Here is a 12,679-nt window from a genome sequence, read left to right on the forward strand (position 1 = left end):
CATGTCTGAGTATCGCCTTAAGGCGATGCGAGTTTGGGTCCCGGCCGCTCTTTTCGTCGAAGCCCGAGGGGGTAGTCGCCCCATCCGGCGCGCCTTCTTTGCCTACTTTCTTGGCAAGACAAGAAAGTAGGTCTCCGCCCCGAAGGGGTGGTGAAACAGCAGTTGCAGTTGCAGTTGCAGTCAACCACCCACCACCACCATCAATTCCCCGCATCCTCCCCCAGCATCTGCGCCACCGACCCCGCCATCCCAACCGCCCGCTCACCCAACAAATGCTGCAACGTAGTGAGCAGCTCATCCTCGTTATACGGCTTACCCAAATAAACATTCACCCCGATCTCGGCCGCATAACGCCGATGCTTCTCCGCCGTGCGCGAAGTGATCATCACCAACGGCATATGCGCAGTCCGGCTATCCGCCCGCACATTGCGCGTCAGGTCAAAACCATCCATATGCGGCATCTCGATGTCGACCAGCATCGCGTCAGGCATCACCTCCTGCAACTGCCGCAACGCGTCCACACCATCGCGCGCCAGCACCACCTGGTAGCCGGCCCGCGTCAGCAAGCGATGCGTGACCTTGCGCACGGTCAGTGAGTCGTCGACCACCATGACGGTCGGCTGCGTGGCCAGCCCTTGCACCGGAGCCGCGCCGCCTTGCGAGAACTCGGCCACCGCACCCAGCGTCGGCTGCTGCGCTGGCTGGGGCAGATGCGGCAGAGCGGCAAGCTGCGGACGGGCCAGCTCGCCGCGCTCGCGCACGAAGCGCTGCGCCAGCACGACCGGGTTGTAGATCAGCACGATCTCGCCGTCACCAAGCGTGGTCGCGCCGGCAATGCCCTCGAGGCGTGCCAGGTGCGGGCCGATGTGCTTGACCACCACTTCGCGGTTGCCGATCACTTCGTCCACGTGCACGGCGATGCGCTCGACACCGCTGCGCACCACCACCACCGGCGAATACTTCTTGCCTGCGGCTACCGCCGGCGTTTCCTCCAGCAGCGTGCCGAGGTAGTGGAACGGCACGGCGCCGCCGGGCGCGTCGAGGCTGCCCTGGTTGTAGGCTTCAAGCAGGCCTTGCGAGCGCAGTTGCTGAACCTGGTCGATCATGCCGCTGGGGATGGCGAAGGGCCGCCCGCCCAGCGTGACCAGCAGCACTTGCGTAATGGCTGTCGTCAGCGGCAGGTGCACGGTAAAGCGGGTGCCCTGCCCGTATTGCGTGGCCAGCGCGATGCGCCCGCCCAGCGCCACCGTTTCAGCGCGCACCACGTCCATGCCGACACCGCGCCCCGCCAGCTCCGACACCGTATCCGCGGTGCTGAAGCCTGGGGCGAAGATCATCTCGGTGAGGCGGGCATCGCCCGCATCATCGTCCGGCGCCAGCAGCTCGCGCTCGATGGCGCGCGCGCGGATGCGCACGAGGTCCAGGCCGCCGCCATCGTCCACGAAGTGCAGCACCACCTCATTGCCTTCTTGCTGCACTTCCAGTGTGAGCGCACCGGTGGCGGGCTTGCCCGCGGCGCGGCGCACGTCGGCGGACTCGATGCCGTGCACAACGGCATTGCGGATCAGGTGCTCGATCGGGCCGGCCATGCGGTCCAGCACGGAGCGGTCGACCTCTACGGTGCCGCCCTTGATCAGCAGGCGCACTTCCTTGCCGGTCTCGCTGGCGGCCTGGCGCGCCACGCGATACAAACGCTCGGCCAGCGCGTCGAACTGCACCATGCGCGCCTGCATCAGGCTGCGCTGCAGGCCACGCGTGAGGCGGGCTTGCGCGTCGAGGTCGCCGGCGGCGCGATCGAAGCCGCGCTGCAGGTTTTGCTCGACGGTGGCCACGTCGTTGACCGACTCGGCCATCATCCGCGTCAGCTCCTGGAAACGCGTGAAGCGATCGAACTCGAGCGGATCGAACTCGACCGTGTGCTGGGCATCGGCAGTGCGCGAGGCCATCTGCGACTCGGCCTGGATCTCGATCTCGCGCAACTGGCCGCGCAAGCGCGCCACGTTGTCGTTGAGCTCGCCCAGGTAGCTGCGCATCGCGTCGAGCTCGCTCTCCAGCCGCGCGCGCGTCGCGCCGACTTCGCCGGCATCGGTGATCAGCGTATCAAGGGTGCGGGCCTGCACCCGCACCAGCGCGCGCTGGCGTTCGACGGCGTCGGTGGCGGGGGCCAGCGCAGCGCCCATTGCGGGCACCGGCAGGGATGCCCCCACCGGCCGCATAGGCGCACTGGGCAGCCACGGCTGCACCGTGGCGCTCGGCGGCGCGGCGTGGCTGGCAACACCAGCTTGTGGCGCGTCTTGCACAGGCGCAGGTGTGGGTGCGGCGGGTGCGGCCGGAACCGGCGCCTCGTCCGGCGCGCTGTTCTGCCCGGTCATGGTGTTGATCAGATCGGGATCGTCCACCGGCAGCAGGCGGCCTGCCTGCAGCGCCTCGCTATGCGCGAGGATACGGTCGTACCAGGCGTACAGGCGCACGAACAGGAGCGGCCCCACGCGATCGGCGCGCACGGCGGCATCGAGCAGGGTTTCCATTTCGTGGGCGGCCTGGCCCAGCGCCATGGCGCCGGCCATCCGGGCGCTGCCCTTGAGCGTGTGCAGCGCGCGCAGGATCAGGCCGGCGTGGCTGGCATGCTCGCCATCGCCGCAGGCGGCCTCCCAGCCACGCAGCAGCTTGCCCAGCTCCGGCAAGCTGCCGTGCGCTTCTTCCAGGAAAATCTCGACGAGCGCCGGATCGGGGGCTTCCTCGGCGACCTCGGTGGCTTGCTCGTCCGGCGTATCCGTGACACCCGGGGCCGCTTGTGCTTGCACCGCATGCAGGGGCGTGACGGTGGCGTCGTGCAGCATGCCGGCATTGGCCGCGCCGGGCAGCTTGCCAAACAGCTGCGCAACCGGCGCGTCCTCGGCCTCGGCCAGCAGCTCCACCGCCGGCAGCGCCAGGCGCGGGCGCACCATGGCGCGCTCGCCAAGCTCCAGCAGGCTGCGGCAGAGCGCGTCATCGGCGGCAGGCCAGATGCCCGCGGCAAACTGGTGCAGCATGCCGCGCACGCGCTCCACCGCCTGCTCCAGCAAGCGGAAGTCACCCGGGTGCATCGCCACCGGGTGCGCGCCGAGCTGCAGCATCAGACGCTCAAGCGCCTCGGCAATGGCGCGTACCGGTTCCAGGCCGACCGTGGAAGCGCTGCCTTGCAAGGTATGCGCGACACGCAGCGCCAGCTCGCTCGGGCAGGGACGGCCCTCGTGGCGCCACTCGGAGAGATCGGTGGCGAACTGGCGGATGAGGTCGTCGGCTTCCTGCAGGTAGACGTTGTAAAGCGGCAGGCTGATGCGCACCGGGCCGATCAGCTTGAAGTGGTCGTTTTCCTCGGCTGGCGTGCTGGCAAAGCGGAAAGGAATGACCTTGGCATCCGCCGCCACCGTGTTGTCCACTTCGGCCTCGGCCGGGTGCTCTGCATCCTGCGCAGGGGGCTGGATACCTGGCACGGGTTCCAGCTCCATCACCGGTTGTGCTTCCAGCACCTGTTCGTCCTCGGGCTGCTCACCCGCGCGCACAGACTGCGCCGCGGCCAGCAGGCCCGTGGCATCGTGCGCGGCATGGGCATCGCCGCGCAGTGCGTTCACCCAACCAGACAGCTCATCGTGGGCACGCAGCAACAAGTCCAGCAGGACCGGCGCCGGGGCGCGGGCCTCGGCAATCCAAAGGTTCATCACCTGCTCGATTGCCCAGGCTGCTTCGCCATAGCGATGCAGGCCGACCATCCGGCTGGATCCCTTGAGCGTATGAAAGGCGCGGCGCAGGCGGCTGATGGTATCGGCATCCGCCAGCGCGTGGAGGCCGCCGCCGAGATCATTGGCGACCTCGCCCAGCACTTCGACCGCTTCGGTCAGGAAGATATCCAGCAGTTCGGCGTCGATGGCGGCGGCATCGGCCGCGGCGGGCATGGCTGCCGCTGGCGCGGGCGTGCCGGGCACGCTGGCCGGCAGCGCCTCGGCCAGCGCCACCACCAGGCGCTCGGCCGCGCCGTGGGAGCCGGCGAGCCAGGCATTGAGCTGCGTGGTAGCTTCGCCGGCCTGGCGGCGCAGGCCAGCTGCGTCGTCGATGGCGGCCTGCTCGTTCATCGCCTGCAGCGCCGCGCGCAGCGCCTTCACTTCGGGCGCGTCAGCGGCCGCCGGATGGCGCATCGCCTCGTTGGCTGCCGCGCGCGCCTTGGCTAGCAGCGTCGCGTGGGAAACCGCGCCGCCCTGCTCGTCTTGCGCGGTAACGTCGACGGCATCGGCATGCGTGTCCGCTGATGCGGCACGGCCAAATGCCAGCGCATCGATAAAGGCATGCACAACACCCAGCTCGCCGGCAATCGCGGCAAGGTGGCCAGCGCGCTCGCTCACCGCGTCGGCGGCGCTGACAGGCTCGCCTGCAGCCTGCGTGGCGCGCGTGCCGGCAAGCCATTCCAGCGCTGGCATCACGCGCTCCAGCGCCGCCGCTACCACAAGCGCATCGGCCTGCAAGGCTTCTGGCAGCGCGCCGGCCTCGCGCAAGCCAGCCAGCGTGCCGGCGAGTGCCGCGAACGCGCGTTCGGCGTCGCGCAGGTGCGCGCCGGCTTCGGCGCGGGTGGCATCGCGGTCATAGGCATCGAGCCAGGATTCGCCGCTGTCGAGGTGGCCGCGCAGTTGCGCCACTGCCGCCTCGCGCAGGCGTTGGGTGCGCGCCTGGTCCACCATCTGCGCGAGCCAGCGCGGCGCTTGCGCAGCGGGCTCGCCACGCTCATGCGCGCCAAGGTACAAGGTCAGTTCATCGCAACGCCGTGCGAACTCGGCCGCCGCCGCGTGCCCGGTGCTGCCATGCACGCGCCATGGCAGCGCCAGTGCCCGCCCCAGGAACAAGGCAATGGCGCTGGCGCCAAAGGGATCATCGGCACCAGGGCGGACCTGCAGCGCGGCATCCAGGCAGCGCAGCAGCGCCGGCTGGGCCAGCGGCTGCGCGGCTTCGGCCAGCACGGCGAGCGCGTTATGCCATTCACCGTGATCCGGGCCAGCGGCAGCGGCCCGCTCGAGCGCAGTGGCCGCCTGCTGCAGGTTGCGGGTGTCGATCGGGTCGAGCCAGCCGTAGTAGCGCACGCGGAAGTCGGCATGCACGGTGGCATGCGCCGCATCGATGCGGAAGGCTTGCAGGCATTCGCGAATGGCGGAGCGCAGCACCAGCACGGGCGCGCCCTGCGGTTCGTCCGCGGGCGGCGTTCCGCTGGTGGTGACCAGCAGGTACACGGCGTCGTTGAGCAAGGCTTGCGGCACCCGCACCTGGCCTTGCAGGTACTGGCGCAGCAGCAGGTGGGCACGCCCAGCCAGCCGCTTGGCCAGCAGGTCCGACGGCAGCAGGCCGTGGGCCAGCGCGCCGAACACCAGCGCCAGCACATGCCACACGCCGCGGTCTGGATGGTCGGTGGCCCGGCGCAGTTCCTGCTCGCTCGCGCGTACGTCTTCCAGCGCGGACTCCAGCGGCAGATAGGCCTCGTGCAACAGGCTCGGCTCGGAGCATGGCACCGGCAGGCGCAGCGCCTTGAGCAACGCCGCCTCGAAGCGCTGGCGCGCGCGCGTGACCGTGGAGGCCATGCGCATCGGCAGCAAGATGCCGGGCAGCATCTGCAGCTCGTCCACCCACAGGTCGGCGGGGTGCACGCGGTCTTCGCCAAGGCGGCCCAGCACGTCGGCATAGGAACAGAACAGCCGCACCGGATCTTCGTCGTCGCCAACCATCAGGTCGTCGACGTACTCGGCCAGCGCTTGCACGCCGAGGCGGAACGCGGCCAGCGTGCGGGCGTCGGCGGGCACGGCGCCGCCATCGATGCCTTCGAGCAGGCGGCGCAGCGCCTGGCAATACGGATCGACCCCGCGCAGGCCAACGATGTGCACCGCGCCGGCGGCCTGGTGCAGGTGCTGGCCGGCCAGGCGCAGCGAAGTGGTGTCGCGCGCGCCCAGCGCCTCGGGCGCCTGCTGCACTTCATCGACGTAATGGCCCAGCTCGGCCGCGGCGTCATCCAGCGCGGCGCGCAGGCTCGGCGCCAGCCAGGCCAGCACGGAAAGATCACGAGCTACCGGGGCGGCAGGCTTCCTGGCAGGGGCGGCCAGCTCGGCGGACAGGTCCGGCGAAGGGATCGGCGCCAGCGGATCCTGCACGGCCGGATCGGTGCCGGCGGCCTCGCGCGAGACAGGGAAATTCAATGACATGACTGCTTCCAATGCGTCCAATGCGGTGGCGCCGGTCCGTGGCCCGCATCCGCGCGGGCTCGCGTTGAACACCAATGCTGACTCGTATGCTGACTCGTCAGGCGATCTTGAATCGCAGCACCGAATTGCGCAGCTCTTCGGTCAGCAAGGTCAGCTGGCGCACCGAGAGTGCCGTCTGGCGCGTGCCGGACGAGGTCTGCTCGGTCACCTGCAGGATCCCTTCGATATTGCGTGCCACCGCGGTAGCCAGCCCCGCCTCATGCGAGGTGGTCTGGGAAATCTGCTCGATCAGCTCGGCGAGCTGGCGCGACACGCGGCCGATCTCCACCAGCGCGGCGCCGGCGTTGTCCGACAGCTTGGCCCCTTCCACCACGCCCTGCGTGCTGCGCTCCATGGCGTGCACCGCGTCCTGGGTGTCGGTCTGGATGGTGCGGATCAGCGCGCCGATCTGCTTGGTTGCCTCGCCGGAGCGCTCTGCCAGCCGCTGCACTTCTTCGGCCACCACCGAGAAGCCGCGCCCGGCTTCACCGGCCGATGCGGCCTGGATGGCGGCGTTCAGCGCCAGCACGTTGGTCTGCTCGGTAATGTCGGAAATCAGCTCGACGATTTCACCGATCTCCTGCGAGGATTCGCCCAGGCGCTTGATGCGCTTGGAGGTGTCCTGGATCTGCTCGCGGATGTCGTTCATGCCGACGATGGCGTTCTGCACCGCGTGCTGGCCCTGCTCGGCCGCGGCCAGCGAGGCGCGCGCCACGTTGGCGGATTCCGCCGCGCCGCGCGAGACCTGCGTGATGCGGTCCGCCATCTCCACCACCGATTCGCCGGTCTGGCGGATCTGGCGCGATTGCTCTTCCGAGGCGGCGACCAGCTCGGTCGAGGTGTCCTGCACCTGCCCCGATGCCTGCGTCACCTCGCCGGCGGTCTGCTGCACCCGGCCGACCAGTTCGCGCAGTTCTTCCACCGTGTAGTTCACCGAGTCGGCGATGGCGCCGGTGATGTCCTCGGTCACGGTGGCTTGTTTGGTCAGGTCGCCGTCGGCGATGTCCTGCAACTCGTTCATCAACTGCAAAATCGCCTTCTGGGTCGCGTCGTTGTTGCGCTTTTCATCCAGGCGGCGGGCTTCAGCCTCGCGCTCGCGGGCCTCGGCTTCGAGGGTACGGGCACGCGAGTCGCGCAGGTACAGCGCGGCCAGGCCGGCCAGGAACAGCAGCGTGAGCAAGGCCGAGACGATGGTGGCGCCCAGCGTCAGCGGGCGCACGCGCGCGCCTTGCGCATAAGCGGCCTGCAGCGCGGACAGCTCGCCGCGCAGTGCCTCGTTGTCGTTGAAGATCTGCTGCTGCGCGCGCTTGGCGGCGATCAGGCCGGGCAGGTTCTGCAGGATGGTCTGGGTGGTCTTCTGCACCGCGTCGAAACGTTGCGACAGTTGCTGCAGGTAGCCGCGGGTTTCAGCATCTCCCGCCGCCGACAGCCGCAGCGCTTCGCTGCCGTTCATCAGGCCATCCAGGGTTTCGCGGAAGGTATTGGTGTCCTTGCCGAGCAGGAACGCGGTTTCCGGGTTGACGCCTTCGCCCGCCAGGAACTCGTTGAGGTTCTTACCCAGGCGCTGCGTCAGCATCACCAGCTGCGCGGAGGCAGCCACCTCGCGCGCGTTGGCGCCGCTTTGCAACTTGATTGCCGCCACCTGCTCCGCGCTTTCCAGCAGTTCGGGGTTGGAGGCGTTGAAGATCTGCAGCGTCTGGCCAATGGTGGTCAGGGTGGGCTGCTGGGCCAGCACGTCACCGGCGCTCTTCTCGGTGCGCTGCCAGGACTCCATCGCTTTTTCCAGCAGCGGCGCGGCGGCTGCGCCGGTCGCGCGCACGTGCTTCGCATCGCTGCCGTCTTGCAGCGCCTGCAAGTCGCCCGCGAGCTCGCTCTTGGACTGGCGCAGCTGCGTGAACGCCTGCGCGTTGCCCAGCAGCGCCACCGGCACGGCCTTGGCCAGCCGCTGCGAGTGCATCAGCATGTCGCCGGCGATCTCGATCTGCGCCGCGCCGTTGTTGGCTTCGCGGTTATCGAAATACACCGATGCCAGCAGCGCCGCCAGCGACACCACCACGCCGGTGGTCAGCGCGCGCTGCTGGCTGGCAAACGGGATGCGGGACAGCCGGCCCGAGAGCGTCTCGGCCGGGGTGCTTCGCGTGCTGGGCGCGGCTGCGGCGTCTGCCGCCAGTTCGGCGGCACCGGCCGCCGGTGCCTGGCGACCCAGGCTGAACATCTTGAAACCCATAGCACCCTCTGTCCGTTATTTTTTGAATTTGATTTGTCGCCGTGCCGTTGCGCCGTTGCACCGTTGCGGCTTCGCATCCTTGCAAGCGGCGCCGCGCGGCGTTCAGGCAGCCTGCCGGCCCACCTGCAGGAAGGCCGGTGACGCCAGCAACCTGCGCACATCGAGCACCTGCCAGTCGCGCCCGTCGCGATCGGCAAAACGCGCCCCCTCCCAGTCCGGCACTGCATCCTGCCCCGCCGGCGGCGCGTTCGCCGCTTCCACCGGCAACGACAGGTCGCCGGCATGGCGCAGCCCGATCACGCGCGTGGCCAGGATGCCGCAGGCACGCTCCACCTGGCGCGACAGCACCACGATCTTGCTGCCCGGCTGCAGCGCGGTGGCTCCCTCGCCGCAGAACAGGCCGAAATCGATCACGCCCAGCAGGCTGCCGCGCGCGTTCACCAGCCCGGTGTACCAGGACTGCGTGAGCGGCACGCGGCTGGGCTGGCGCATCTCCAGCACCTCGCCCGTCTCCGGCAACGGCAGCAGCCAGTGCCGCTGTCCCACCTGCAGGCCCAGGAAGCTGTCCACCGCCGGCAGGCTGCGCGCCTCGCGCAGCCTGCGGGCCAGCATGGCCTGGTAGTCCTGCAGCCGGGTCTGGCGGGCACGAAGATCCTGGCGCGGCGCGGTCATGGTCGGGTTCCGGTGAGAAGGCAAGGATGGGCTCGGATGCAAGCGGGCAGGAAACCGGCGCGCGGCTCAGTGCGCCAGCGCAGCGATCTTGGTCAGCAGTTCTTCGCCATCGACCGGCTTGACGACGTAGTCTGCCGCGCCCTGGCGCATGCCCCAGATGCGGTCGGTGTCCAGGCCCTTGCTGGTGCACATGATCACGGGGATGTCCTTGAAGCGGTCGTCGCGCTTGATCGCGCGGGTCGCCTGGTAGCCGTTCTGGCCGGGCATCACCACGTCCATCAGGATCAGGTCGAAGGGTTCCTTCTCGAGCCGGGCGAAGGCCTGTTCGCTATTGCCGGCCACCGAGACCTTGAAGCCCTTCTTGCCGAGCAGGTCGGACATGAACAGGGCTTCGGTGGGGGAGTCGTCGACGATAAGGATTTTGCTGATAGTCATGATGATTGGTATTCCTTGGATTGCGCTCAAGCCGGCAAGGGGCTGGCCACGGCAGCGGCACGTGGCACGCAGGCGTCTACCGCCTGCAGCAGCGACTCACGGGTAAAAGGCTTGGCGAGATGGTCTTGCGCGCCGACCAGGCGGCCGCGCGAACGGTCGAACACGCCGTCGCGGGAGGACAGCATGATCACCGGGATGGCATGGAACCGGGGGCTTTTCTTGATGAGGGCGCAGGTCTGGTAACCGTCCAGGCGCGGCATCAGGATGTCGCAGAAGATCAGGTCCGGATGCATGTCGCCGACCTTGGCGAGTGCCTCGAAGCCGTCTTCGGCCAGCAGCACCTGGCAGCCGGCCTGGGACAGGAAGATCTCGGCGGTGCGGCGAATGGTGCTGGAATCGTCAATGACGAGCACCTTGCGGCGCGCAGGCGCAGCAGCGCCGCTAGCGCCAGCGCCAGCTTCGACCGCGCCGCTGACCTCGGCGTTGACCCGAATACCTTCTTGTAGTTGAGCGACCCGCATCTCGTTCCCGCGACCAGCGTGTTTCCCTGACGGAAACGCCGGCATTCACTTGAGAACTTCCGCGCAAGGCAGCCTGGCCGCCCCGACGGACCCCCGAAACAAAACGATTTGATTCCCGAAAACACGCCGGCCGGAAAGCCCCGGTGCCCGGCAAACGGCGGCGCGTGGTACCCGCGCCTGCCGCGGCCCACCCCCCAAAGGGTGGATTTTCAAATTTGAAACAGAGTGTGACAAGTCGCCGTGGGGCCGTCAATCCGGAATCTCGGGCGGCCCCTGGCGATCTGTCGCATCGACGCGACGCGACGCGGCGGGCTGAGGCCCCAAGCGGTGTCGTCACGGTCGCGTCATGGTGACGCATGGCCAGATCAAGCCATCCAGCCTGTGCTGGCTGGCGACGCGGCGGTGTTAGCGTTGCTGTTTAGCAACTCCAGCCAGCCTGGAGCATGTCAGAGCGCCACCATCTCGAAATCTTCCTTGCGCGCGCCGCATTCCGGGCAGGTCCAGTTGATGGGCACGTCTTCCCATTTGGTGCCGGGGGCAATGCCGTCTTCGGGCGCGCCGGTAGCTTCGTCGTAAATCCAGCCGCAGATCAGGCACATCCAGGTCTTGTATTCCATAACGGTCCAGTCACTCTCCATTAAAATTCAGGGCCAGATGGTACCGAATCGGCGCCGCCGGCGCCAGCCGGGCTAGCAGGATTCGGGCCAAATACGCCGTGTTCGCGCACGTTACCGCGTAAATGCCTCGCATTTGAGCCTTTTTGCCGGCATCTTCAAGGTAACTTGCTGCCTGTTAGAACGCGTTTCTCCCGCTTTTGATTTCACGCAAAGCCATGTCTCGTAACCAGCAGCTCTTCGACCGCGCACAGCAAACCATTCCGGGCGGCGTCAATTCGCCCGTGCGCGCCTTCCGCTCGGTGGGCGGCACGCCCCGCTTCATCACGCGCGCCGAAGGCGCTTACATGTGGGACGCCGACGGCCAGCGCTACATCGACTATATCGGCTCCTGGGGCCCGATGATCGTCGGCCATGCCCACCCCGAAGTGGTGCGCGCGGTGCAGGAGACCTCGGCCCACAGCTTCTCGTTCGGCGCGCCGACCGAGGCCGAGATCGAGATGGCCGAGGAAATCTGCAAGCTGGTGCCGTCGATCGAGCAGGTGCGCCTGGTTTCCTCCGGCACCGAGGCCACCATGAGCGCGCTGCGCCTGGCGCGCGGCTTCACCAAGCGCGACCTGATCGTGAAGTTCGAGGGCTGCTACCACGGCCATGCCGACAGCCTGCTGGTCAAGGCGGGTTCCGGCCTGCTGACCTTTGCCGACACCACCAAGAACGCGCCCTCCTCGGCCGGCGTGCCCGCCGACGTGACCAAGCACACCATGGTGCTGGAGTACAACAACGTCGAGCAGCTCGAGCAAGCCTTTATCAAGCACGCCGATGAGATCGCCGCGGTGATCGTGGAGCCGGTGGCCGGCAACATGAACCTGGTGCGCGCAAGCGATGCGTTCCTGCAAGCCATGCGCTCGCTGTGCACCAAGCATGGCGCCGTGCTGATCTTCGACGAGGTGATGACCGGCTTTCGCGTAGCGCTGGGCGGCGCGCAGGCGCATTACGGCATCACGCCGGACCTGACCTGCCTGGGCAAGGTGATCGGCGGCGGCATGCCGGCGGCGGCCTTTGGCGGGCGGCGCGACATCATGGCCTGCCTGGCGCCGCTGGGCGCCGTGTACCAGGCCGGCACGCTGTCGGGCAACCCGCTAGCGGTGGCGGCCGGGCTGACCACCCTCAAGCTGATCCAGGCACCGGGCTTCCATGACCGCCTTGCCGCGCAAACCCGCAAGCTGGCCGACGGCCTGGCCGCGGCCGCGGCTGATGCCGGCGTGCCGTTCGCGGCGGATGCCATCGGCGGCATGTTCGGCCTGTACTTCCGCGAGGGCGTGCCGGGCAGCTTTGCTGAAGTCACGCAGTGCGATACCGCGCGCTTCAACCGCTTCTTCCACGCCATGCTGGATGCCGGCGTCTACCTGGCGCCGTCCGCCTTTGAGGCGGGCTTCGTCTCGGCGCAGCACGACGACGCGATCCTCGCCACTACCATCGAAGCCGCCCGCAAGGCTTTCGCGGCATGAGGGTCTGAGGGTCTGTGTTGTTGGTCTTTGAACTGCAACTGCAAGTGCAAGTGCTTAACTGCCACTTCAAGGTCAGAAGCTAAAAGGCAACTGCAGTTTCACCTCCCCTGCGGGGAGGCGACCTACTTTTTTGTCTTGCCAAAAAAGTAGGCAAAAAAGGCGCCCCATACGGCCTTGGCACACCTCCACGGCTCGCTGCGCATCGCGCTCAGGTGTTTCCCGCCTGGGGGCGGGAAACACGGCCGACCCAGTGGGATCGAACACCATTCGGTGTAGCCGTGATTTCCGCCCCCAGGCGGAAATCACCCGCCCGCGATGCGCAGCGAGCCGTCTGTCTTTCATCTCCCGTTATGGGGCGCCTCGTCGGCAGGCAAAAAGAGCGGAAAAGAGGGGGCCATGTTTGAGCATCGCCTTAAGGCGATGTGAGTTTGGCCCCCGGCCGCTCTTT

General features: G+C 68.1%; 7 protein-coding genes. 1 reads left to right on the plus strand and 6 read right to left on the minus strand.

Going from position 1 to position 12,679, the window contains the following annotated elements:
• Window positions 1–200: 200 nt before the first annotated feature.
• From AC07XB_RS27510 to AC07XB_RS27535, 6 genes are all read right to left on the minus strand, one after another.
• Entirely contained in the window at window positions 201–6,215 is a 6,015-nt protein-coding gene (locus tag AC07XB_RS27510; RefSeq protein ID WP_492831691.1) for an Hpt domain-containing protein, read from the minus strand.
• Between the two features lie 97 nt (window positions 6,216–6,312).
• Window positions 6,313–8,481 carry a methyl-accepting chemotaxis protein gene (locus tag AC07XB_RS27515; RefSeq protein WP_492376600.1) on the minus strand — a complete coding sequence of 723 codons (2,169 nt, stop codon included), beginning with the start codon at window positions 8,479–8,481 and terminating at the stop codon, window positions 6,313–6,315.
• A 102-nt stretch (window positions 8,482–8,583) separates the two neighbouring features.
• The gene (locus tag AC07XB_RS27520) at window positions 8,584–9,153 is read right to left on the minus strand and encodes a chemotaxis protein CheW (protein WP_492831693.1); all 570 of its coding nucleotides are present in this window, start codon (window positions 9,151–9,153) and stop codon (window positions 8,584–8,586) included.
• Between the two features lie 66 nt (window positions 9,154–9,219).
• Window positions 9,220–9,588 (minus strand): response regulator, encoded by a 369-nt coding sequence (locus AC07XB_RS27525; protein WP_043344417.1) that lies wholly within the window; start codon window positions 9,586–9,588, stop codon window positions 9,220–9,222.
• A gap of 26 nt (window positions 9,589–9,614) precedes the next feature.
• Window positions 9,615–10,109, minus strand: a complete 495-nt coding sequence (locus tag AC07XB_RS27530) for a response regulator (RefSeq protein ID WP_006159033.1) — start codon at window positions 10,107–10,109, stop codon at window positions 9,615–9,617.
• A gap of 446 nt (window positions 10,110–10,555) precedes the next feature.
• A complete protein-coding gene (locus AC07XB_RS27535) occupies window positions 10,556–10,726 on the minus strand; it encodes a rubredoxin (protein WP_006159034.1) in 171 nt (56 codons plus the stop codon).
• Between the two features lie 215 nt (window positions 10,727–10,941).
• Between AC07XB_RS27535 and hemL the strand changes: the two genes are divergently transcribed.
• Window positions 10,942–12,231, plus strand: coding sequence for a glutamate-1-semialdehyde 2,1-aminomutase (hemL, locus tag AC07XB_RS27540; RefSeq protein ID WP_492831695.1), 1,290 nt, complete (start codon window positions 10,942–10,944; stop codon window positions 12,229–12,231).
• Window positions 12,232–12,679: the final 448 nt, after the last annotated feature.

Source organism: Cupriavidus sp. GW821-FHT02F09 (assembly GCF_059421605.1).

Bases quoted from the DNA above. Each gene is read 5' to 3' on its own strand.
- hemL (WP_492831695.1), top strand. From the start codon at position 10,942: ATGTCTCGTAACCAGCAGCTCTTCGACCGCGCACAGCAAACCATTCCG.
- AC07XB_RS27525 (WP_043344417.1), bottom strand. From the start codon at position 9,588: ATGACTATCAGCAAAATCCTTATCGTCGACGACTCCCCCACCGAAGCC.
- AC07XB_RS27515 (WP_492376600.1), bottom strand. From the start codon at position 8,481: ATGGGTTTCAAGATGTTCAGCCTGGGTCGCCAGGCACCGGCGGCCGGT.
- AC07XB_RS27520 (WP_492831693.1), bottom strand. From the start codon at position 9,153: ATGACCGCGCCGCGCCAGGATCTTCGTGCCCGCCAGACCCGGCTGCAG.
- AC07XB_RS27535 (WP_006159034.1), bottom strand. From the start codon at position 10,726: ATGGAATACAAGACCTGGATGTGCCTGATCTGCGGCTGGATTTACGAC.
- AC07XB_RS27530 (WP_006159033.1), bottom strand. From the start codon at position 10,109: ATGCGGGTCGCTCAACTACAAGAAGGTATTCGGGTCAACGCCGAGGTC.
- AC07XB_RS27510 (WP_492831691.1), bottom strand. From the start codon at position 6,215: ATGTCATTGAATTTCCCTGTCTCGCGCGAGGCCGCCGGCACCGATCCG.